The 21,268-nt window shown below is 70.9% G+C and carries 21 protein-coding genes; 5 read left to right on the top strand and 16 right to left on the bottom strand.

From position 1 onward, the window contains the following. Positions 1–47: 47 nt before the first annotated feature. Both ACWGO0_RS20960 and ACWGO0_RS20955 read left to right on the top strand, forming a co-directional pair. Positions 48–878 carry a GNAT family N-acetyltransferase gene (locus ACWGO0_RS20960; RefSeq protein WP_453536869.1) on the top strand — a complete coding sequence of 277 codons (831 nt, stop codon included), beginning with the start codon at positions 48–50 and terminating at the stop codon, positions 876–878. After that, the gene (locus ACWGO0_RS20955) at positions 875–1,336 is read left to right on the top strand and encodes a hypothetical protein (RefSeq protein ID WP_453536867.1); all 462 of its coding nucleotides are present in this window, start codon (positions 875–877) and stop codon (positions 1,334–1,336) included. Before ACWGO0_RS20960 ends, ACWGO0_RS20955 begins: the two co-directional genes overlap by 4 nt. Here ACWGO0_RS20955 and ACWGO0_RS20950 read toward each other — a convergent pair. Both ACWGO0_RS20950 and ACWGO0_RS20945 read right to left on the bottom strand, forming a co-directional pair. Next, positions 1,323–3,605: a bifunctional salicylyl-CoA 5-hydroxylase/oxidoreductase gene (locus ACWGO0_RS20950; protein WP_453536864.1), complete on the bottom strand. Its 2,283-nt coding sequence runs from the start codon at positions 3,603–3,605 to the stop codon at positions 1,323–1,325. The two genes, ACWGO0_RS20955 and ACWGO0_RS20950, sit on opposite strands and share 14 nt — an antisense overlap. A gap of 4 nt (positions 3,606–3,609) precedes the next feature. Then, positions 3,610–4,437, bottom strand: a complete 828-nt coding sequence (locus ACWGO0_RS20945; RefSeq protein ID WP_453536861.1) for an enoyl-CoA hydratase family protein — start codon at positions 4,435–4,437, stop codon at positions 3,610–3,612. Between the two features lie 246 nt (positions 4,438–4,683). Between ACWGO0_RS20945 and ACWGO0_RS20940 the strand changes: the two genes are divergently transcribed. Then, on the top strand, positions 4,684–5,160 hold the full coding sequence (locus tag ACWGO0_RS20940) for an ATP-binding protein (RefSeq protein ID WP_453536858.1): 477 nt from the start codon (positions 4,684–4,686) through the stop codon (positions 5,158–5,160). Here ACWGO0_RS20940 and argF read toward each other — a convergent pair whose 3' ends face one another. From argF to ACWGO0_RS20890, 10 genes are all read right to left on the bottom strand, one after another. After that, positions 5,161–6,177, bottom strand: coding sequence for an ornithine carbamoyltransferase (argF, locus tag ACWGO0_RS20935; RefSeq protein WP_453536855.1), 1,017 nt, complete (start codon positions 6,175–6,177; stop codon positions 5,161–5,163). A 96-nt stretch (positions 6,178–6,273) separates the two neighbouring features. Beyond that, positions 6,274–7,506 carry an arginine deiminase gene (locus ACWGO0_RS20930; protein WP_453536852.1) on the bottom strand — a complete coding sequence of 411 codons (1,233 nt, stop codon included), beginning with the start codon at positions 7,504–7,506 and terminating at the stop codon, positions 6,274–6,276. 66 nt (positions 7,507–7,572) lie between these two features. Further along, positions 7,573–10,140 (bottom strand): polynucleotide kinase-phosphatase, encoded by a 2,568-nt coding sequence (locus ACWGO0_RS20925; protein ID WP_453536849.1) that lies wholly within the window; start codon positions 10,138–10,140, stop codon positions 7,573–7,575. Next, a complete protein-coding gene (locus ACWGO0_RS20920) occupies positions 10,137–11,612 on the bottom strand; it encodes a 3' terminal RNA ribose 2'-O-methyltransferase Hen1 (protein WP_453536846.1) in 1,476 nt (491 codons plus the stop codon). Before ACWGO0_RS20920 ends, ACWGO0_RS20925 begins: the two co-directional genes overlap by 4 nt. A 43-nt stretch (positions 11,613–11,655) precedes the next feature. Continuing rightward, the gene (gene mmuM, locus ACWGO0_RS20915; RefSeq protein WP_453536843.1) at positions 11,656–12,606 is read right to left on the bottom strand and encodes a homocysteine S-methyltransferase; all 951 of its coding nucleotides are present in this window, start codon (positions 12,604–12,606) and stop codon (positions 11,656–11,658) included. A gap of 36 nt (positions 12,607–12,642) precedes the next feature. Beyond that, the gene (locus ACWGO0_RS20910) at positions 12,643–13,566 is read right to left on the bottom strand and encodes an LLM class F420-dependent oxidoreductase (protein ID WP_453536841.1); all 924 of its coding nucleotides are present in this window, start codon (positions 13,564–13,566) and stop codon (positions 12,643–12,645) included. Between the two features lie 38 nt (positions 13,567–13,604). Further along, on the bottom strand, positions 13,605–14,090 hold the full coding sequence (locus ACWGO0_RS20905; RefSeq protein ID WP_453536838.1) for a DUF6099 family protein: 486 nt from the start codon (positions 14,088–14,090) through the stop codon (positions 13,605–13,607). Positions 14,091–14,214: 124 nt separating this feature from the next. Next, on the bottom strand, positions 14,215–14,574 hold the full coding sequence (locus tag ACWGO0_RS20900; RefSeq protein ID WP_453536835.1) for a nucleotide pyrophosphohydrolase: 360 nt from the start codon (positions 14,572–14,574) through the stop codon (positions 14,215–14,217). A gap of 11 nt (positions 14,575–14,585) precedes the next feature. Continuing rightward, the gene (locus tag ACWGO0_RS20895; RefSeq protein WP_453536832.1) at positions 14,586–14,990 is read right to left on the bottom strand and encodes a cell division protein SepF; all 405 of its coding nucleotides are present in this window, start codon (positions 14,988–14,990) and stop codon (positions 14,586–14,588) included. 116 nt (positions 14,991–15,106) lie between these two features. Then, positions 15,107–15,907, bottom strand: a complete 801-nt coding sequence (locus ACWGO0_RS20890) for a DeoR/GlpR family DNA-binding transcription regulator (protein WP_453536829.1) — start codon at positions 15,905–15,907, stop codon at positions 15,107–15,109. A 205-nt stretch (positions 15,908–16,112) separates the two neighbouring features. Here ACWGO0_RS20890 and ACWGO0_RS20885 point away from each other — a divergent pair, with 205 nt between their 5' ends. After that, positions 16,113–16,997 (top strand): SIS domain-containing protein, encoded by an 885-nt coding sequence (locus ACWGO0_RS20885; RefSeq protein WP_453536826.1) that lies wholly within the window; start codon positions 16,113–16,115, stop codon positions 16,995–16,997. Between the two features lie 44 nt (positions 16,998–17,041). Here ACWGO0_RS20885 and ACWGO0_RS20880 read toward each other — a convergent pair whose 3' ends face one another. Beyond that, positions 17,042–18,010: a helix-turn-helix transcriptional regulator gene (locus ACWGO0_RS20880; RefSeq protein ID WP_453536823.1), complete on the bottom strand. Its 969-nt coding sequence runs from the start codon at positions 18,008–18,010 to the stop codon at positions 17,042–17,044. Between the two features lie 136 nt (positions 18,011–18,146). Between ACWGO0_RS20880 and ACWGO0_RS20875 the strand changes: the two genes are divergently transcribed. Next, positions 18,147–18,542 (top strand): RidA family protein, encoded by a 396-nt coding sequence (locus ACWGO0_RS20875; RefSeq protein ID WP_453536820.1) that lies wholly within the window; start codon positions 18,147–18,149, stop codon positions 18,540–18,542. Positions 18,543–18,613: 71 nt separating this feature from the next. Here the strand turns inward: ACWGO0_RS20875 and ACWGO0_RS20870 are convergent, their stop codons facing one another. From ACWGO0_RS20870 to ACWGO0_RS20860, 3 genes are all read right to left on the bottom strand, one after another. Next, on the bottom strand, positions 18,614–19,135 hold the full coding sequence (locus tag ACWGO0_RS20870) for a hypothetical protein (RefSeq protein WP_453536817.1): 522 nt from the start codon (positions 19,133–19,135) through the stop codon (positions 18,614–18,616). A gap of 65 nt (positions 19,136–19,200) precedes the next feature. Next, entirely contained in the window at positions 19,201–20,265 is a 1,065-nt protein-coding gene (locus ACWGO0_RS20865) for a FecCD family ABC transporter permease (RefSeq protein ID WP_453536814.1), read from the bottom strand. Next, on the bottom strand, positions 20,262–21,268 hold a 1,007-nt coding region (locus tag ACWGO0_RS20860), incomplete at its 5' end, for a FecCD family ABC transporter permease (protein ID WP_453536811.1). The genes ACWGO0_RS20865 and ACWGO0_RS20860, both read right to left, overlap by 4 nt.

Here is a 21,268-nt window from a genome sequence, read left to right as displayed (position 1 = left end):
GCTGGAATTGGAGTGACTGCCGGTCCGCGGAACCGGCAGGATGAGGCATGGCCTGGACTTTCACGGATGATGTCGACGTTTTTCTGGAAACGGCGGGTGCGTGGCTCGCCGCCCGCCCCGCGGAGAACACCCTGGTGCTGACCGTCACCGCGTCGCTACGGCGCGACGGCCGGCACGCGTACGGCGGGGGCGATCCGGTGCTCGGCTGGTGGCGCGGGGCCGACGGTGAGGTCGCGGGGACGCTGGTGCACACCCCGCCGTATCCGCCGTTGCTGGGCGCGGTCGTCCCGGAGGCGGTCACTCCGCTCACTCTCGCCCTCCCTCTGCCCCGTATCAACGCGGACCGCGTGACCGCCGAGGCGCTGGTCGCCCACTGGCCGGGACACCGGGTCGAGGAGAAGCAGCGGCTCTACCGGCTCGGGACACTCGTCCCGCCTTCCCCCGCCCCTGCGGGCCGGCCACGGACGGCCACGGCCGCCGACCGGGACCTGCTGCTGGACTGGCATGCCACGTTCGCCGAGCAGGTCGGCCAGCCCGGCACGCATGTCGAGCGGCTCGTCGACGACCGGACGACGTACGGCGGGCTGACGCTCACGCTCTGGGAGGACGCGGGTGTCCCGGTGTCGATGGCGGGCGTCTCGCGGAACATCGCGGGCGCGGTGCGGGTGACGACGGTCTACACCCCGTCGGAGTACCGGGGCCGGGGCTACGCGGCGGCGGTGACGGCGGAGATCAGCCGGGCGGCACGCGAGGCGGGCGCCCAGGAGGTGCTGCTGTTCACGGACCTCGCGAACCCGACGAGCAACGGTGTGTACCGGCGCATCGGCTACGAGACCGTCTCGGACCGGCTGCTGGTCAGTGCGGTGGGCCGGGCATGAGCGAGGGGGAGACACCGGCACAGGAACTGGAGCCGCAGTGGCTGATCGCGGCGAACGTGGTGCGGTGGCGGCGGTACGGGAAGGGGGGCCAGGATCTGCGGCCGGGGACGAAGTCCTACCGGGGCGGCACGAAGGTGTACGTCATCGGGCACCGCCCCGCTGTCGCGGACGTGCTGACGACCGTCGGGCGGGGGCGCCACACCGGCACGTACATCACGCTGGACCTGGCCACGCGCCATCTGCACAACTTCCGGGCCACGTTGGTCCACAGCCCCGCAGTGCTCCGGCGTGAAGCGGAGGAGGGCGTGCGCGGGGGCTGGGACAGCCGGGAGAGCGCCGAGGCGCGCGCCGCCCGGTTCGAACAGCAGGCCGCCGAGGAGCGCCTCGCCCGGTGGCCCGGCATCCCCCACCCCACCCCCTGCCGCTGCCACGAGTGTCTGGCGCTCAGTTCAGCGTGAGCCGTGGTTTCGGCGCGTCGGTGCGGCCTGCGGGCGGGGTGCGGCTGCCCGCGCGGTACGGCAGGGGCCAGGACGCGCCCGGTCCCTGGTAGCCCTGCTCGGCCGCCGCGTGGAGGGTCCAGTGCGGGTCGTACAGGTGGGGGCGGGCCAGGGCGCAGAGGTCGGCGCGGCCTGCCAGGAGCAGTGAGTTGACGTCGTCCCAGGAGGAGATGGCGCCGACCGCGATGACGGGGATGCCGAGGGTGTTGCGGATTCGGTCGGCGTACGGGGTCTGGTAGGAGCGGCCGTACTCGGGGCGTTCGTCCGGAACGACCTGCCCGGTGGAGACGTCGATGGCATCGGCGCCGTGCTCGGCGAAGGCGCGCGCGATACCGAGGGCGTCCCCGGGGCTCGTACCGCCGTCGGCCCAGTCTGTGGCGGAGATCCGGACGGTCATGGGCCGGTCGGCGGGCCAGTCGGCGCGGACCGCGTCGAAGACTTCGAGGGGGAAGCGGAGCCGGTTCTCCAGCGGGCCGCCGTACGCGTCGGTGCGGTGGTTGGTGAGCGGGGAGAGGAAGCCGGAGAGCAGGTAGCCGTGTGCGCAGTGGAGTTCGAGCAGGTCGAATCCGCAGTGCGCGGCGCGGCGCGCGGCTGCGGTGAACTGCTCGCGGATCGCGTCGAGTCCGGCCCGGTCCAGGGCCTGCGGGATCTGGCTGACGCCTGGTGCGTACGGGATCGGGGAGGCGGCGGAGAGCGGCCAGTTGCCCTCGTCCAGGGGCTGGTCGATGCCCTCCCACATGAGTTTCGTGGAGCCCTTGCGGCCGGAGTGGCCGAGCTGGACGCCTATCGCGGCGCCGGGGGCGTTCTCGTGCACAAAGTCCACGGTCCGGGTCCAGGCGGCGGCCTGTTCGTCGGTGTAGAGGCCGGCGCAGCCCGGTGTGATGCGGCCTTCGGGGCTCACGCAGACCATTTCGGTCATGGTGAGTCCGGCGCCGCCCAGGGCGCGTGCGCCCAGGTGGACCAGGTGGAAGTCGCCGGGGAGGCCGTCGGTTGCGGAGTACATGTCCATGGGTGAGACGACGACCCGGTTGCGCAGTTCGAGGCCGCGCAGCCGCAGCGGGGTGAACATCGGCGGGGTGCCGGGCGGGCAGCCGAACTCCTCCTCGACGGCGCCGGTGAAGGCGGGGTCGCGCAGCCGGAGGTTGTCGTGGGTGACGCGGCGGCTGCGGGTGAGGAGGTTGAAGGCGAACCTGCGGGGCGGCTGGTCCACGTACGTGTCGAGCTCCTCGAACCAGCGCAGGCTGGCCGCGGCGGCGCGCTGGGTCGATGCCACGACCGGGCGGCGCTCCGTCTCGTACGCGGAGAGTGCCGTCGGCAGGTCCGGCTGTTCCTCGACGCAGGCGGCCAGTGCGAGGGCGTCCTCGACGGCGAGTTTGGTGCCGGAGCCGATGGAGAAGTGCGCGGTGTGGGCGGCGTCGCCGATGAGGACGGTGTTGCCGTGCGACCACCGCTCGTTGACGACGGTGGCGAAGGTGAGCCACGAGGATTTGTTGGAGCGCAGGGGCCGGCCGTCGAGGGCTTCGGCGAAGGTCTTGGCGCAGCGTTCGGTGGACTCGGCGGCGTCGCACCGGTCGAGTCCGGCGGCCCGCCAGACCTCCTCGCGCATCTCGACGATGACCGTGGAGGCGTGGGAGGAGAAGGGGTAGCCGTGGAGCTGCATCACGCCGTGTTCGGTCTCGGCGATCTCGAAGCGGAAGGCGTCGAGCGCGAAGTCGGCGGCGAGCCAGATGTAGCGGTTGCGGTGGGTGGTGAGGTGCGGGCGGAAGACGTCGGCGTGGGCCTCGCGGGTGGCGCTGTGCACGCCGTCGGCGGCGATCACCAGGTCGTGGGTTCCGGCGAGTTCGGCGGCGGGCGGGGCCTCCGTGCGGAAGTGGAGGCGGACGCCGAGGGACCGGCAGCGCTCGTGCAGGATCTCAAGGAGCCTGCGGCGGCCGAGCGCCGCGAAACCGTGGCCGCCTGAGGTCTCGGTCCGGCCCCGGTGGACGATGTCGATGGTGTCCCAGCGGACGAATTCGTCCCTGAGCGCCGCGTACACGACGGGGTCGGCGTGCTCGATCCCGCCGAGGGTCTCGTCGGAGAGGACGACTCCGAAGCCGAAGGTGTCGTCCGGGGCGTTGCGCTCCCAGACGGTGATGTCGCGCTCGGGGCCGAGCCGTTTGAGCAGCGCCGCCGCGTACAGGCCGCCGGGGCCGCCGCCGATGACCGCGATCCGCCTCGTGTCGCCTGCCATCGCGCTACCTGCCTTGCCACTTCGGCGGGCGCTTCTCGGTGAAGGCCGCGTGGAATTCGGCGTAGTCCTCGCCGTGCATCAGGAGTGCCTGGGTGGCGGCGTCCATCTCGACGGAGGCCGCGAGCGGCATGTCGAGCTCGGCGGTGAGCAGGGCCTTGGTCTGCGCGAGTGCGAGAGCCGGTCCGTCGGCGAGTCTGCGGGCGAGCGCCGCCGCGCGGGCGTCGGCCTGCCCTTCGGCGGTCAGCTCACTGATGAGGCCGATCCGTTCCGCTTCGGGGGCGTGGACGGCTTCGCCGAGCATGAGCAGCCGGGTGGCGTGGCCGAGCCCGACGACGCGCGGCAGCAGGTAGGCGGCGCCCATGTCGCCGCCGGAGAGGCCGACCCGGGTGAAGAGGAAGGAGAAGCGTGCGGACGGGTCGGCGACGCGGAAGTCCGCCGCCAGCGCGAGGACGGCCCCGGCTCCCGCGGCCACGCCGTGTACTGCGGCGACGACGGGGAAGGGGCATTCACGGAGGGCGCGTACGACCTGGCCCGTCATCCGGTTGAAGTCGAGAAGCTGGGCGGTGTCCATCGCGAGTGTGGCGCCGATGATGTCGTCGACATCGCCTCCGGAACAGAAGCCGCGCCCTTCGCCGGAGAGTACGAGAGCGCGCACGGAGCGTTCGCGGGACAGCTCGGCGAGGAGGTCGCGCAGGTCGGCATAGGCGCCGAAGGTGAGCGCGTTGAGCTTCTCGGGGCGGGCGAGGGTGACGGTCGCGACCCCGTCGTCCCGGGTCAGCCGCAGATGGTGCCAGTCCTCCGTGGGCGGGGCGGAGCTGGGAAACGGACTCATGGGAGGTGGTCCCCTTCAGCCGACGGGCCGCTGATCCGGCCCGCTTCCGACGACTCGATCCACCTCGAAGTTATCACTCATATGTGACTGCCGTCAGGAGTGCGCGATAACCCAAACATGAGAGCGATGTGGCGAACGTCCCTTTCGTACCGGTCGACAGCCCCTATGACTGCGCCACCCCGCTTCGTATGGTTGAACAGAGTATTTGCCGATACCAGGAAGCCCCGCCCCGGAACGGAACCAGCTGTGCTCCCCGATGTCCCCATCCCCGCGTCATGGCGTATCGCGCTGCCGCATTCCACGGCAGCGGTGCCGATCGCCCGCGCCCTCATCCGTACCGCCCTCACGGACATCGACGCCCCGGCGGACAGCTACACGGCCGAGCTCCTCACCGCCGAACTGGTCGCCAACGCCGTGGAGCACACGGACGGCGACGAGCCCATCGAACTGGTCGTGGAACTCATGGCGACGGGCTGCCAGGTCGAGGTCCACGACCGCGACCCCTCCCCGCCCGGCGATCTCTCCCGCCCCGGGCCCGGCAGCGAGCCGGACCCCTGGCAGGAGCACGGCCGCGGCCTCCTCCTGATCCGTACGCTCAGCTCCGCCTGCGGTCACCGCACGACGGAGCAGGGCAAGGCGGTGTGGTTCACCCTGCCCGCGATCCCCGCCCAGCGGTCCCCGCACACACCGCACACCGCGCGGCGGAGCGATCAGGCGGAGTGATCAGACGCCGGACCCCGGGGCGGCCATGGTGGCCACCAGCACGGCCTTGATGGTGTGCATCCGGTTCTCGGCCTCGTCGAAGACGACCGAGAACGAGGATTCGAAGACCTCGTCGGTCACTTCCAGCTCGGTCATGCCGTACTCCGCGTGGATCTCCCGGCCGACCTTGGTACCGAGGTCGTGGAAGGCCGGCAGGCAGTGCAGGAACTTCACGGCGTCGTTGCCGGTGGCGCGCAGGACGTCCATGGTCACGGAGTACGGAGCCAGCGCGGCGATGCGCTCGGCCCACACCTCCTTGGGCTCACCCATCGAGACCCAGACGTCCGTGGCGACGAAGTCCGCGCCGCGGACGCCTTCGGCGATGTCCTCGGTGAGGGTGACCGTCCCGCCACTGCCCTGGGCGAGCTTCCGCGCCTGCGCGACGACGTCCGCCGCCGGCCAGTACGCCTCGGGGGCGACGATCCGGATGTCCATGCCCAGCAGGGCGCCGGTGATCAGGTACGAGTTGCCCATGTTGAAGCGGGCGTCACCGAGGTAGGCGAAGACCATCTCCTCCAGCGGCTTGTCGCTGTGCTCGGTCATCGTCAGCACGTCGGCGAGCATCTGGGTGGGGTGCCACTCGTCGGTGAGCCCGTTGAAGACGGGGACGCCGCCGTACGCGGCCAGCTCCTCGACGGCCTGCTGGCTGTCGCCGCGGTACTCGATGCCGTCGAACATCCGGCCGAGCACGCGGGCCGTGTCCTTCACCGACTCCTTGTGGCCCATCTGCGAGCCGGAGGGATCGAGGTACGTCGTGGACGCGCCCTGGTCCGCGGCGGCGACCTCGAACGCGCAGCGCGTACGGGTCGAGGTCTTCTCGAAGATCAGCGCGATGTTCCTGCCGCGCAGCCGCTGGACCTCGGCCCCCGCCTTCTTGGCGGCCTTGAGCTCGGCGGCCAGGGCGATCAGGCCGCGGAACTCCTCGGCCGTGAAGTCCAGCTCCTTGAGGAAGTGGCGGCCTGCGAGGTCTATGGCCATGTGACTGCTCCTGGTCGGGCGAGGGTCGCTCATACGTTGACCCTGGAAGTCTATACGAAGCCCTGCATCGCTATACAGTCTCTCCAGTCATGTGGTCTAAACCGGATCACGGACCACCGGGCAGCTCATGCACCGGGGACCGCCCCGCCCCCGGCCCAGCTCGCTGCCGCGGATCTCGATGACCTCGATGCCCTGCTTGCGCAGATACGTGTTGGTGGTCGCGTTGCGCTCGTAGGCGACGACGACCCCGGGCTCGACGGCCAGCACGTTGCAGCCGTCGTCCCACTGCTCGCGCTGCGCCGCGTGCACGTCCTGGACCGCGGTGAGCACCCTGATCGACTCCAGACCCAGCGCGGCGGCGATGGCCCGGTGCATGTGCTCGGGCGGGTGGTCGGTCACCTTCAGCTCACGGGGGCCGCTGCCGGGCTCGATGGTGTACGAGCGCAGCATCCCGAGTCCGGCGTACTGGGTGAAGGTGTCGCCGTCGATCATCGTCATCACCGTGTCGAGGTGCATGAACGCACGGTTCTTCGGCATGTCGAGCGCCACGATCGTCCGGGCCGACCCGGCGTCGAAGAGTCCCCGGGCCAGCATCTCCACGGCCTGCGGAGTGGTGCGCTCGCTCATCCCGATCAGCACGGCGCCCTGGCCGATGACCAGCACGTCGCCGCCCTCGATGGTCGAGGGGTAGTCGTCCTGCCCCTCCGACCAGTGGTGGAACACGCCCGCCTCCGGCCCCGTGAAGAGGGGGTGGTGGCGGTAGATCGCCTCGAAGTGGACCGTCTCGCGCTGCCTGGCCGGCCAGCGCATCGCGTTGATGGACACCCCGTCGTAGATCCAGGCGGAGGTGTCACGGGTGAAGAGATGGTTCGGCAGCGGCGCGAGCAGGAAGTCGTCCAGGCCCATCACGTGGAACCGGACCGAGGTCGGCTCGCTGTGCCGCTCCAGGAACTCCCGCTTGGTCATCCCGCCGACCAGCGCCTCGGTCAGCTCGGCGGTGGACAGCTCCTCGAAGGCGGCCCGCAGATGCTCGGTGGCGAGCGGACCGTACTCCTTCTCCTCGAACACCCGGTCGAGGACGAGCCGTTTGGCGACCGGGATGTCCAGCGACTCCCGGAGCAGGTCACCGAAGAGGTGCACCTCCACGCCCCGGTCGCGCAGCACATCGGCGAACCCGTCGTGCTCCTGCCGGGCGCGGCGCACCCACAGCACGTCGTCGAAGAGCAACGCGTCCTTGTTGCCGGGGGTGAGCCGCTTGAGCTCCAGATCGGGGCGGTGCAGGATGACGCGGCGCAACCGCCCGGCCTCGGAGTCGACATGGAATCCCATGCCTCCATCCTCACCGCACGGAGCGCCGTTCACCCGGCGAATCGCTCCCCTCGTTCAGGGCACGGCCTACAGTCGCGGGTCGACCGGCTCCGACTCCAGGGCCAGCACCGCGAAGACCGCCTCGTGGACCCGCCACAGCGGCTCCCCGTCGGCCAGCCGGTCCAGGGCCTCCAGGCCCAGCGCGTACTCCCGCAGGGCCAGCGACCGCTTGTGGCCGAGGAACCGGGAGCGCAGCCGCTCCAGATTCTCCGGACGGGTGTACTCGGGGCCGTAGATGATCCGCAGGTACTCCCGGCCACGCACCTTGATGCCCGGCTGGACCAGCCTGCCCTTTCCGTCCCGTACGAGCGCACCGAGCGGCTTGACGACCATGCCCTCGCCGCCTCGGCCCGTCATCTCCAGCCACCAGTCGATGCCGGAGCGCACCGACTCCTCGTCCCCGGTGTCGACGACCAGCCGGCGGGTGACCTGGAGCAGCCCGGTCGGGTCGTGCTCGACCAGCCGGTCCAGCCACGCGAGCTGCTCGTCGTGCGGTACGGAGGCCAGGGAGCGGCCCTGTACGGCGAGGATCTGGAAGGGCGCGAGCCGAACTCCTTCGAGCTCTTCGGTGCTCCAGCAGTAACGGCGGTACGCCCGCGTGAACGCGGCGGCGTCCAGTGCGCGTCCGCGCTGCCGTTCCGCCAGCGCGCCGACGTCGACCGAGCGGGCCGCCGCCGCGTCGAGGGCGGCGAGAGCCGCGGGGAAGACCGCGCCCGACGCGGCGCCGACCGCCGCGTACTGCGAGCGCAGCAGCCCGGCGGCCTTCAGCGACCACGGCATCAGCTCGGCGTCCAGGAGGACCCAGTCGGTGTCCCACTCCTCCCACAGTCCGGCGGCGGTGACGGCGGTGCGCAGCCGGTCCAGGACCGCTTCGGTGAGCGCGGGGTCGTCGAGGAACGGACGGCCGGTGCGGGTGTGCAGGGCGCCGGTGGGACCTTCGGTACCGAAGCGCTCGCGTGCCGCGTCCGCGTCGCGGCAGACCAGGGCCACGGCGCGCGAACCCATGTGCTTCTCCTCGCACACGACCTTGGCGACACCGTCGGCCCGGTACTGGGCGAACGCCTCGGCGGGGTACTCCAGATAGCCGTCCTCGTGCGAGGTGGCGGTCGGTGCCATGGTCGGCGGGAGGTAGGCCAGCAGCCGCGGGTCGACGGCGAAGCGGCTCATGACTTCGAGCGCCGCGGCGGCGTTCTCCTCGCGCACCGAGAGCCGGCCCATGTGCCGGGTCTCCACGATGCGGCGGCCCTGGACGTCGGCGAGGTCCAGCGGACGGCCCTCGCGCCCGCCGGGCGCCTCGGACGCGAGCGGCCTGGTCGGCTCGTACCAGACCTTCTCGGCGGGTACGTCGACGAGTTCGCGCTCCGGCCAGCGCAGCGCGGTCATCTTCCCGCCGAAGACGGCGCCGGTGTCCAGGCAGATGGTGTTGTTGACCCAGGAGGTGCTGGGGACGGGCGTGTGGCCGTAGACCACGGTGGCGCGGCCGCGGTACTCCTCGGCCCACGGATAGCGCACGGGCAGGCCGAACTCGTCGGTCTCGCCGGTCGTGTCCCCGTACAGCGCGTGCGAGCGCACCCGCCCGGACGTGCGGCCGTGGTACTTCTCGGGCAGCCCTGCGTGGCAGACGACGAGCTTGCCGTCGTCCAGCACGTAGTGGCTGACGAGGCCGTCGATGAACTCCGAGACGCGCTTGCGGAATTCGGGGTCGACGGCGTCCTCGCGGTCCAGCTGCTCGATGGTCTCGGCCAGTCCGTGGGTGTGCTGCACGTTGCGGCCCTTGAGGTAGCGGCCGAGCTTGTTCTCGTGGTTGCCCGGTACGCACAGGGCGTTGCCGGACGACACCATGGCCATGACGCGGCGCAGGACGCCGGGGCTGTCGGGGCCGCGGTCGACGAGGTCGCCGACGAAGACGGCGGTACGCCCTTCGGGGTGCGCGCCGTCGGCGTATCCGAGGGTCGCGAGCAGGGTCTCCAGCTCGGAGCTGCAGCCGTGGATGTCGCCGATGATGTCGAAGGGGCCTGTGAGGTGGCGGAGGTCGTTGTAGCGGCGCTCCAGGACGATCCCGGTCTGCTCGGCCTCCTCCTCGGTGCGCAGGATGTGGACCTTGCGGAAGCCCTCGCGCTCCAGTCCGCGCAGTGAGCGGCGCAGTTCGCGGCGGTGGCGCTGGATGACGTGGCGCGGCATGTCGGCCCGGTCGGGTCGCTTCGCGTTGCGCGCGAGGCAGACCTCCTCGGGCAGGTCGAGGACGATCGCGATCGGCAGTACGTCGTGCTCACGGGCCAGCCGCACGAGCTGCTTGCGGCTCTCGGCCTGGACGTTGGTGGCGTCGACGACAGTGAGACGCCCGGCTGCGAGGCGCTTGCCCGCGATGTAGTGCAGGACGTCGAAGGCGTCGCCGCTGGCGCTCTGGTCGTTCTCGTCGTCGGCGACGAGGCCGCGGCAGAAGTCCGACGAGACGATCTCGGTGGGCTTGAAGTGCTTGCGGGCGAAGGTGGACTTGCCCGATCCGCTGGCTCCGATGAGCACGACGAGGGAGAGGTCGGTCACCGGCAGCGTGCGCGAGGTACTGGTGGTGTCGGTGGTGCTGCTGCTGTTCATGCGGCCTTCGCCTCCTTCTTGGTCTCGTCCGCCGCGGTCATCGTGAACACGGCCATCTGTGTCGGCGGCCCCACCTCGGGGTCGTCCGGTCCCACGGCCACGTACTCCACCTCGTATCCATGACGCTCCGCCACCTCCCCGGCCCACTGCCGGAACTCGGCCCTGGTCCACTCGAAGCGGTGGTCACCGTGGCGCACATGTCCGGCGGGCAGCGTCTCCCAGCGGACGTTGTACTCGACGTTCGGCGTGGTCACGAGCACGGTGCGGGGCCGCGCCGAGCCGAACACCGCGTACTCCAGAGCGGGCAGCCTCGGCAGGTCGAGGTGCTCGATCACCTCGCTGAGGACCGCCGCGTCGTACCCCTTGAGCCGCTTGTCGGTGTAGGTCAGCGAGCCCTGCTGGAGCGTGACGCGGCCGGCCTGCCGCTCGCCCATCCGGTCCAGCTTCAGCCGGCGCGAGGCGATGGTCAGGGCCCGCATCGAGACATCGACGCCGACGATCTCCGTGAAGGCGACGTCCTTCAGCAGCGCCTGGACCAACTGGCCCTGGCCGCAGCCCAGGTCGAGCACCCGGCTCGCCCCGGCGGCGCGCAGCGCCTCCAGGATCGCCGCACGCCGCTGCTCGGCGAGCGGCACCGGCTTCTCCTCGGTGTCCTTCGTCTCGTCCACCGCGTTGTCGACACAGGTCACGTCGAGGTCGTCCGACTCCGCGAGCCGCACGAGTTCGAGCCGCTCCATCGCCTGCCTGGTCAGTCCCCAGCGGCGCGAGAGATAACGGCTGGTGATCAGCTTCTGCTCGGGGTGCTCGGCCAGCCACCCGTCACCGGCCCGCAGCAGCTTGTCCACCTCGTCCGGTGCCACCCAGTAGTGCTTGGCGTCGTCGAGAACCGGCAGCAGCACATACAGCTGCCGCAGTGCCTCAGCGAGCCTCAGCTCCCCCTCCAGCACCAGATGTACGTAGCGCGAGTCGCCCCACTCCGGAAACTCCTCGTCCAGGGCTACGGCCACGGCCTCCACGCTCGTCCAGCCGAGCGGGCCGAAGAGCTTCCGCACCAGTTCGATGCCACCGCGCGCGGGCAGCGCGGGGACCTCGATCCGCAGCGGCAGAGGCTGCTCCGCCCGCTCCGGCATGGCCCGGCACGCCCCGCTCAGGGCGGACTTGAAGACCGTGCTCAGGGCGACGGCGAGCAGCGAGGACGCGGCGTAGGGGCGGTCGTTGACGTACTGCGCGAGCGCCGCGTCCGGGGCGCCGCCCCGGCCCTTGCCCTTGCCGCGCCGCACCAGCGCCACACTGTCCACCTCCAGCAGCAGGGCTGCCGTGCACTGCTCCGCGGACGCTTCGGGGTAGAAGACATGCGCGGTGCCGTGCGAGGTGGAGAACGTCTGCGCCTTCTCGGGATGCTTGTGCAGCAGAAAGCCGAGATCGGTGGCGGGACGCTCCGGGGTGCCGGTTGTGCTGATAGTCAGGAACACCCGTCCGAGTATGGCCCCGCAACCCTGCCCCCACCAGGCAATTTCACCGCGCCGCCACCAGCTCCGCCAACTCCGCGATCCGCTCAGGCCCGACGCGGCAGCAGCCCCCGACCAGCCGTGCCCCGGCCTCCTGCCACGCCCGCACCCGCCCGGCGTCGAAGGTGCTGTCCCCCGCCCACGCCCGGCGCCCGGCGTCCCACCTCTCCCCGCTGTTCGGATAGACGACGACCGGCTTGCCCGTCACCGCCGCCGCCGTCTCCACCGCACGGTCCGTATCGGCCGGCTCGCAGCAGTTCACCCCGACGGCCACCACCTGCGCGTTCCCCGTGGCCACCGCGAACGCCTCCGCCAGGGGCTGCCCTGCCCTGGTCCGCTCCCCCGCCACGCTGTACGAGAGCCAGACGGGCACCCCGTACTCCCCGGCCACTCGCAGCAGGGCCTCCGCCTCGTCCATGTCGGGCACCGTCTCCAGCGCCAGCGCATCGGGCCCCGCCTCGGCCAGCGCCGCCATCCGCGGCCGGTGGAAGCGCTCCAGCTCCCTCACGGAGAGCCCGTAGCGGCCCCGGTACTCGCTGCCGTCCGCGAGCATCGCCCCGTACGGACCGACCGAAGCGGCGACCCAGATCTGCTGCCCGGCCCCCTCCCCCGCCCGCCGGGCCAGCGCCACACTGCCGGCCAGCAGCTCCGCGGCGCGGGCCCGCCCGATCCCGCGCCGCCCGAACCCTTCGAACGTGGCCTGATAGCTGGCGGTGATGAGCACCTGCGCACCCGCCCGCACATACGCGGTGTGCGCGGCCTCGATCTGGTGGGGCGCGTCGGCCAGCAGACGGGCCGACCAGAGCGCGTCCGACAGGTCGCAGCCCTGTGCCTCCAACTGGTTGGAGAGGCCGCCGTCGAGCAGGACCGTCCCCTCGGCGATGGCGGCACCGAGCGTGCGGGCCTGTGGGCCCTGTGCGGAACCTGCCGAGTGGTGCGGTGGCCGGTCGTGGTGCACGTGCGCTCCTCCTCGTGGGCGGGGCGGGCCGGTCGGTCAGGCCAGCTGCGACTGGACCTGCGCCGAGATCAGTTCGAGATGGTCGAGGTCGTCCAGGTCCAGGACCTGGAGGTAGACGCGGGAGGATCCGATCGCGCCGTACCGGCCGATCTTGTCGACCACTTCCGCGGGCGAGCCCGCCAGCCCGTTCGCCTTGAGCTCCTCGACGTCCCGTCCGATGGCGGCGGCCCGTCGCGCGACCTCCGCGTCGTCCTTGCCCACGCAGACCACCAGTGCGTTGGAGTACACGAGCTCGTCCGGCTTCCGGCCTGCCGCCTTCGCCGCCTCCCTGACCCGGCCGAACTGCTTCTCGGTGTCCTCCAGCGAGGCGAACGGGATGTTGAACTCGTCCGCGTACTGCGCGGCGAGCCTCGGGGTGCGGGTCGCCCCGTGCCCGCCGATCAGGACCGGCACCTTGGCCTGGGCCGGCTTGGGCAGCGCGGGCGAGTCGGTCAGCTGGTAGTACGTACCGTCGTAACTGAACGTCTTGCCGGTCTCGGTCGCCCACAGGCCGGTGACGATCGCCAGCTGCTCCTCCAGGCGGCCGAACTTCTCCTTGGGGAACGGAATGCCGTACGCCTTGTGCTCCGCCTCGAACCAGCCCGCTCCCAGGCCCAGTTCGACACGTCCGCCGGACATCTGGTCGACCTGCGCGACCTGAATGGCCAGCACGCCCGGCAGCCGGAACGTGCCCGCCGTCATCAGGGTGCCGAGCCGGATGCGCCTGGTCTCGCGCGCCAGCCCGGCCAGGGTGATCCAGGCGTCGGTCGGGCCGGGCAGTCCGTCGCCCGATCCCATGTGGAGGTAGTGGTCGGACCGGTAGAAGGCGTCGAAGCCGAGGTCCTCAGCGGCCTTGGCCACGGTGAGCAGCGTGTCGTAGCTCGCCCCTTGCTGGGGCTCGGTGAAGATTCGAAGATCCATGCATCCATCCTGCACCTTCGAACACCGGGCGTCCCGCCTCATGCCGGGCCCTGGAGCGCGCCGTAGGGACCATCGCGTTCACGCTCCCGCTCAGCCAGCTTTCTCAGCATCCCGTGCACCCTGTCGACGGACTCGTCCGCGGCGTCTATCGCCTCGATGCACTGCCAGTAGAGACCCTCCTCGTCGGTGTCGCAGGCGACTCCGACCAGCGCGATCCCCACCTCACCGAGCAGGGCGACCAGGGCCGTCAACGCCCGCTGCACGTGCGTCACTTCCGTGAGCTGCGCGGCGCGCGTCCCGCCGGCGAGCACCATCGGGTGGTCGAGCGCGGAGCAGCCCCGTCCGCCGACCTCGCTGAGTCCCCGCGCCTCGCCGCGTAACTCCACGGGCCCGCTCAGGACCAGCCTGCTGCCGACCGTCCTGGCGAGCGCCTGGGCCTGCCACGCCTCCGCCATCACGTTCAGCGCGCCGCGGCTCTCGGCCAGAGCCCGGCGGCCGGCTTCGATCAGTCGCTCCGCTTCCATGTCATTCCCCCGTCTGTACGAAAACCCGGTCACCTCTTTCATTACCCACAGTGAGGTGGCGGGCACCGAAAGAACAGAGGAATTCGGAAATCTGTGGACACGAAGTCGACTGTGAACAAGTCGATCACTCCGAAGAGTGACTATTTCCGGGTTCCGGGCGCTCAGGGACGGGGAAGCGCACCTCGTTCCGGTCGATCTTGGCCGCCAGAGCGGTCAGCGGATCGATCCCCAGCACCTCGCAGAACTGCAGGAGATAGGCGAGCACGTCCGCGACCTCGTCGGTGACCCGGTGCGCCGTTTCCGGCTTCTCCATCACCCGCGCCGACTGTTCCGGCGTCAGCCACTGGAAGATCTCGACCAGTTCGGACGCCTCGACGCTCAGCGCCGCCACCAGGTTCTTGGGGGTGTGGTACTGCTCCCAGTCCCGCGCGGCGGCGAACTCGGCCAGCCGCCGCTGAAGTCCTGCTACATCGAATTCGGTCACGACCGGTCTTCCTACGCGTGAGGGACGCCTGCCGCCGTGACTCCCTCGACCTCCATGCCGACGGGCGCCAGCAGGAATACGTTGCGGTCGACGCGGTGCATCGCGCTGCCGAGCCCGAAGACCACGCCGCTGCTGAAGTCCAGGATGCGCTTGGCCACATCGGTCTCGGCCGCGGTCAGATCCAGCAGTACCGGAATCTGCGCGACCAGATACTCGGCCACCTCGCGCGCGTCCGCGAAAATCTGGACCCGCAGCACGACGAGCCGGCGCTGCTCGGCCACCGGCTCGTCCGGGACCGCGCGGTGGTCGACCCGCGAGGGCCACTCGTTACGGCCGCGCAGCGGCACGACCTGGGCGAGCCCTTCCCACTGCTCGTCGGTGGCGTCGTACCTGTCGTACCTGTCGTACCTGCTCACAGGGCCACCCCGTCCATGCGCCGGTTCACTGCCTGCCGGCTGCGCTCACTGTTCATCCGGCAAGTCTCCCGCCTCTCACCCGTTCGGCGTACCACCGACACGGGCACAGTGACGACTCACACCGCGATGACGGTGACTCCCGCCTCGGTGAAACGAGCCGTGGCCTCCGGCGTGATGCCGGAGTCGGTCACCAGTACGTCGACCTGCCCGAGGTCGCAGACACGGGCGAAGGCACGCTTGCCGATCTTCGAGGAGTCCGCCGCCACGACCACGCGCTGCGCCCGCTCGGCGAGCAGCCTGTTGATGCTGGCCTCGCCCTCGTGATGAACGTACGCCCCGCGCTCGATGTCGATCGCGTTCACACCGAGTACGGCGATGTCCAGGGTGATCTCGCTCATCACCCCAGTGGCCAGGGGGCCCGTCAGTTCGTACGACTGCGGTCTGGCCACCCCGCCGGTCACGACCAGCTTGATCTGTGGCCGGATCACCAGTTCATTGGCGATGTTGAGCGCGTTGGTCACGACGGTCAGCGTCGGCTGGCCGCCCGCCGACGCCCCCGTCTCGCCCACGATGTCCGGGCGCAGGGCCAGCGCCCTGGCCACCTCGGTCAGCGTGGTGCCGCCGGTCAGGCCCACCACCTCGCCCACGGCGACGAGTTCGGAGGCGGCGCGGCCGATGGCCTGCTTCTCCGGTGCGTGCCGGCCGGCCTTGTAGCGCAGGGCCAGTTCGTACGAGACTCCGTGGGCGACGGCGCCGCCCCTGGTCCTGGTGAGCAGGTGCTGCTCGGCGAGCTGGTCGAGATCGCGGCGAATGGTCGCCGCCGACACGTCCAGCGCCGCCGCGGCGTCCTCGACCTCCACCCGGCCGTTCTTTCCGACCAGTTCCAGCAATGCGTCCCACCGGGCGTCCCTGGCCACGTGTGCCCTCCTCACCTGTCCGGCCTGCGGCACCACGTTTCCCGGGAACGCGGTCGCCGGGCGCCGGACAGCGCAAGCGTCGCACAAGCCGTCGGCGACCCCGCCCCCACACCGTGGGATGCTTGATTTTGCTCGTTGAGTGCCTGTAACGTGCAAATTCAAGCATGCTACTCATCGTTCACCCGCGGCCAGATGGAGTGCAGACGTGTCCTTTGCAGCGAGCGAGACAGCCAGCCAGCCCGCGTGCTGGCGCCGCGCCGCAGTACTTGCGGGTGAGAGGGCGGACGCCCTGCCCGCCACCGGCGAACGCATCGCGGTCGTCGGGTGCGGCACCTCCTTCTATATGGCGCAGGCGTACGCCTCGCTCCGTGAGGCCGCCGGACAGGGCGAGTCCCACGCCTTCGCCGCCTCGGAGTTCCCCTTCGGGCGCTGCTACGACCGGGTCGTCGCCCTCACCCGCTCGGGCACGACGACCGAGGTGCTGGAGCTGCTTACCGAGCTGAGCGGCACGACCCGCACAGTCGCCATCACCGCGGACCCCCACACCCCGGTCATGACGGCCGCCGACGATGTCGTCGTACTCGACTTCGCCGATGAACAGTCCGTCGTACAGACACGGTTCGCGACCACGGTGCTCACCCTGCTCCGCGCCCACCTCGGGCTGCACACGGAGCAGGCGGTACGGGACGCCGAGACGGCGCTCGCCGAGCCGCTGCCCGAAGGGCTGCTGGACTGCACCCAGTTCACGTTCCTGGGCCGGGGCTGGACCGTGGGCCTCGCCAACGAGGCGGCGCTCAAGATGAAGGAGGCGTCGCTGTCCTGGACCGAGTCCTACCCGGCGATGGAGTACCGCCACGGCCCCATCAGCATCTCCACCACGGGGACGGCGACCTGGATGTTCGGTGCCGCGCCCGAGGGCCTCGCGCAGCAGGTGCTCGACACCGGCGCCCGCTGGATCGACAGCGACCTCGACCCGCTGGCCGACCTCGTACGCGTACAGCGCCTGGCGATCGCCCGGGCGCTCGCCGCCGGACTCGACCCGGACCTCCCCCGTCATCTGACGCGCTCGGTGGTCCTCAGCCAGGGCTGAGCCGGTCCGGTCCCCGGCACAAGCAAGTGCGGAGCCGGTGTGGATCAGTCCCCGTAACGGGTGGCCATGTAGGCGGCGCGGTCGCGCAGGGCGGTGCGCAACGACTGCGGGGACAAGGCTTCGGCGTCCGTGCTCAGCTGCCACAGTGCCCATTCGGCATGCCGTGAATCCTGGAAGGTCACGTTCAGCCGCAGCCGGCCGTCCGCGTCGGGTTCTTCCGCGCGGACGGCCAGCGCGGTGTCCAGCAACTCCTCCCGCCGCGCCGGGTTCACCCGTAGCAGCACGGTGATGTGCTCGCCGCCGGAGAGGAACTGCGCGGATCGCTCCCGCCAGATCCGGTCGAGGTCGACCCGGTTCGGTCGCTCTGCCTTTTCGGGGAGTTCCTCGGCGGCCAGCACCCGCGACAACCGGTAGGTGCGGTCCGCGCCGGATCTCGTGGCCAGCAAGTAGCCCCGGTCGCGAACGGTGACCAGGCCGATCGGGTCCACCGTGCGCCACTGCGGTGTCTGGTCCGTGGCCTCGTAGTGGATGCGCAGCTTGTGTCCGGCGAGCACCGCGCGCCGGACCTCGAACATCGTGGTGTCGGGTACTTCCTCAGCGCCCAGCCGACGTGAGAGCAGGTCGGTCTCGGGGTCGACGAGAAAACGCTGGGCCGCGTCGCTCGCGGTGACCCGGTGGCTCTCGGGCAGGGCGTCGACCACCTTCCGCATGGCCGAAGCGAGCGCCGAGCCGAGGCCGAATACCTGCTCGCCGCGCACCGATCCGGCGGTCAGCACGGCAAGGGCCTCGTCGTGGTTCAGACCGGTGAGCTCGGTCCGGAAACCGGGCGACAGCGCGAACCCGCCGTGCCGGCCGCGTTCCGCGTAGACCGGGACGCCGGCCGCGGACAGCGCCTCGATGTCGCGCAGCACGGTGCGGGTGGATACCTCCAGCTCCCGGGCCAGCGTGTCCGCGGTGAGTTGACCGCGCTGACGCAGCAGCAGCACCAGTGAGACCAACCGGTCGGCGCGCATAAGAAAACTCTATCGAAATACATGACCAAGGGTGTCGTGATTCATTGCGAGGCTTGTTCACACGAGGTCGAAGCCGGCGGCTACCGAGCCGATGGCCGTACGTACTCCCAATGAATCGAATGGAACTGACGTGGCGATGGAACGAACAGCGGTCAACCCGGTGACATGGTCGGTGGAGCTGGGCTTCAACCAGGGTGAGGTCGTCTCCGGGCACACCCGGACCCTGTACATCTCGGGGCAGACCGCGATGAGCGGCGACGGCAAGCCCCAGCACGACGGTGACATGGCGGCGCAGTTGGCGCTGAGCACCGACAACCTGGAGGCCGTGCTCGGCGAGGCCGGCATGTCTCTCGCGAACCTCGTCCGGCTCAACGTCTACACGACCGACGTCGATCTGCTCTTCCAGCACTACGGCGTGCTGGCGGCGCGGTTGGGCGCGGCCTCGGTGGCTCCGGCCAGCACGATGCTCGGGGTGACGCGGCTGGCGATCCCCGGCCAGATGGTCGAGCTGGAGGGGACCGCCGTCGCGTGATGCGACCGAAATGAAGTGCGGGGCGGGAAGGGGTACCCCTTCCCGCCCCGCGTAGGTCCGGCCCTCGCGGGTCAGGATTCCTCGAAGTAGGCGTCCAGCACCGCGTCGAGCTGCGCCGGCCACTCCTTGAGGCCGTTCCGCGTGGCGGCCTCGACCTCGGCGTTGAACCAGCGGCGGCTCGACACGTGGACGGTGACGGTGAAACGGCGCCCGAAGCGGGCGGTCTTCACCTCGACCGCGCCGATCTCGTCCCAGGTGAAATCGGCCTCCTGGTCGTCCAGGCGGAACCGGACGCCTTCGCGATCGGCCCTGATGGAACCGCGACGGTCGCTGACCTCGAAAACGGTTCCTTGGTCATCGGCCTCCGGTTCTGCTTCCGGTTCCGCTTCCGATTCCGGTTCGGCAACGGCCGACGCCGCTGCGTCAGCCGTATCGGCACCCTCGGCACCCTCGGCACCCTCGGCTGGGGAGTCGGCCGGCTCCGGTTCTTCCTCCGTCCGCGCCGTGGCAGGGGCCGTGAGGCCGGGGATGTACGCCGGGTCTGTGCCTGCGGCGAACTCGGATTTGGTCTTCGAATCTATGCGCTGCTCCACGGCGGGCAGTATGGACGACGAACCTGTACGAGGCCAGTGGCGTCCACCGGCAGGGGTTCCGGAAGCTATAGGACTCCCCTCCTCCATTCGCGGGTCAGCAGGTAGCCGAGGTAGGCGCCACCGATGGCCATCGTGTAGATGCCGACGGGAAGGTTGTCGAACAGGGGCAGCTGCTGGGCGGCGAGATCGGCCAGGACGAGCAGCAGGGCGCCGGTCACCGAGGACAGCAGCAGATGGGGCCCGGACACCCTGGTGATGCGCTTGGCGATCTGAGCGGCGGTCAGCGAGATGAAGGCGATGGGCCCCGCCACGCTGACGGCGCCCGCGCAGAGGACGATCGCGAGGACCACGGCGAGCGTCTTGGTCTTCTGCGGCTCGGAGCCCAGGCCCGCGGCGATGTCGTCGCCCATCTCACCGATGTCGAGCCGCCGGGCGAGCAGCGCGCACAGCGGAGCCGCGACGAGCAGCACCAGCCAGATCGTGCTCGCGTCGTCCCAGGCCCTCGCGGAGAGGCTCCCGTTGACGTACGCCGAGAGGACGGCCGCCCGGTCCCGCTCCATCGCGTAGACGACGTACTGCGTGACCGCCGTACAGATCGCCGCGACGCCGATCCCCGCGACCACGAGCCGGGCGGGGTTGCGGAAGCCGGTTCCCGTGGACACGTGGACGAGCACCATGGCCAGCACCGCGCCGAGGAGGGCGCCCAGGGACACGGGCACGGTGTCCGGCAGCATGAGCGCGACGATCGCGGCGCCCGCGCCCGCCCCGGACCCGAGCCCGATCACGTCGGGGCTGCCGAGCGGGTTACGGGTCACGGACTGGAACAGCGCCCCGGACAGGCCGAGTGCCGCTCCGGTACCGAGGGCCACGACGAGCCGGGGGCCGCGCAGGCGTTCCAGTACGAACGCGTCCTTGCCCTCGGCCCCGCCCGTGAGCGCCCCCGCCAGATCGGCGAGCGGGATGCCGAGGCGCCCGAGGGACAGCGTGGCGACCGCGGCGGCGGCCGTCAGGAGCAGCAGGACGACCGCGGTGACGACGGACACCCGCCGGACGGGCACCGCGACGGTGCGGCCGAGAGTGAGGTAGCCCCGTGGTGAGGCGGTACGGAAACCCGCCTGGTCCGCCGTCATGTGCTTCCCCTCATTCTGCGTACGGCAAGGAGCAGCGCGGGCGCCCCGATGAACGCGGTCACGACGCCGACCATCAGTTCCTGCGGGCGCAGGACGATGCGGCCCACCACGTCCGCCGCGAGCAGCAGCGCGGGTCCCGCGATGGCCGAGAACGCGATCTGTACGCGGAAGTCCACGCCGACCAGGGCCCGTACGACATGCGGAACGGCCAGGCCGACGAAGGCGATGGGGCCGACGGCCGCCGTCGCCGCGGCGCTCAGCAGGGTGGCCGCGAAGAGTCCGCCGGCCCGTACCCGCGCGGGATGCGCGCCGAGCGAGGCCGCGGTGGCGTCGCCGAGCGCCAGGGTGTTGAGGCCGGGCCCCAGCACCAGGGCGATGACGAATCCGACCGCCGCGAACGGCAGGACCGCCATGAAGACGTCGAAGTCCCGCCCGCCGAGCGCTCCGACGACCCAGTAGCGGTAACTGTCGAACACCTTGGGTCTGCCCAGGGTGACGGCCTGGATGTACGCCATCAGCACGGCGGACAGGACGGCTCCGGCGAGTACCAGCCGCACCAGTCCTGTGCTCGCTCCCGAGGAGCCGATGACGTGGACGAGCACTCCGGCGATCAGGGCTCCGGGCAGGGCCCACCACATCGTGGCGGTGCTGCCGGTGGCCCCCAGGAAGGCCGTCGCGGTGACGATGCTCGCCGAGGCGCCCGCGTTGATGCCGAGGAGTCCGGGATCGGCCAGCGGGTTACGGCTGACGCCCTGCATCAGGGTGCCCGCGACGGCGAGGCAGAGCCCGGCCAGTACACCGAGCGCGGTCCGCGGATAGCGGCTCTCGATGATGGCGGTGATGTTGGGGTCGGCGGTGCCGGAGAGGACGTCGATGACGTCGCCGAACGAGGTCGACCTGCTGCCGTACATGACGCTCGCGCAGACGGCGAGCGCCAGGACGGCCACTCCGGCGATCAGGGTCGACGCACGCCGAGCGGCGCCGGTACGCGAGGTACCGGCGC

The sequence above is a fragment of the Streptomyces sp. NPDC055749 genome (assembly GCF_053617235.1).
Note: the sequence above shows the minus strand (reverse complement) of the source record. Positions and strands in the feature narration are given on the sequence as shown.

Coding starts and splice junctions, on each gene's coding strand:
- ACWGO0_RS20905 (WP_453536838.1), bottom strand. CDS start 14,090: ATGGAAGCGGAGCGACTGATCGAAGCCGGCCGCCGGGCTCTGGCCGAG.
- ACWGO0_RS20960 (WP_453536869.1), top strand. CDS start 48: ATGGCCTGGACTTTCACGGATGATGTCGACGTTTTTCTGGAAACGGCG.
- ACWGO0_RS20875 (WP_453536820.1), top strand. CDS start 18,147: ATGGAACGAACAGCGGTCAACCCGGTGACATGGTCGGTGGAGCTGGGC.
- ACWGO0_RS20950 (WP_453536864.1), bottom strand. CDS start 3,605: ATGGCAGGCGACACGAGGCGGATCGCGGTCATCGGCGGCGGCCCCGGC.
- ACWGO0_RS20910 (WP_453536841.1), bottom strand. CDS start 13,566: ATGGATCTTCGAATCTTCACCGAGCCCCAGCAAGGGGCGAGCTACGAC.
- ACWGO0_RS20955 (WP_453536867.1), top strand. CDS start 875: ATGAGCGAGGGGGAGACACCGGCACAGGAACTGGAGCCGCAGTGGCTG.
- ACWGO0_RS20880 (WP_453536823.1), bottom strand. CDS start 18,010: ATGCGCGCCGACCGGTTGGTCTCACTGGTGCTGCTGCTGCGTCAGCGC.
- ACWGO0_RS20930 (WP_453536852.1), bottom strand. CDS start 7,506: ATGGGATTCCATGTCGACTCCGAGGCCGGGCGGTTGCGCCGCGTCATC.
- ACWGO0_RS20945 (WP_453536861.1), bottom strand. CDS start 4,437: ATGAGTCCGTTTCCCAGCTCCGCCCCGCCCACGGAGGACTGGCACCAT.
- ACWGO0_RS20865 (WP_453536814.1), bottom strand. CDS start 20,265: ATGACGGCGGACCAGGCGGGTTTCCGTACCGCCTCACCACGGGGCTAC.
- argF (WP_453536855.1), bottom strand. CDS start 6,177: ATGGCCATAGACCTCGCAGGCCGCCACTTCCTCAAGGAGCTGGACTTC.
- ACWGO0_RS20925 (WP_453536849.1), bottom strand. CDS start 10,140: ATGAACAGCAGCAGCACCACCGACACCACCAGTACCTCGCGCACGCTG.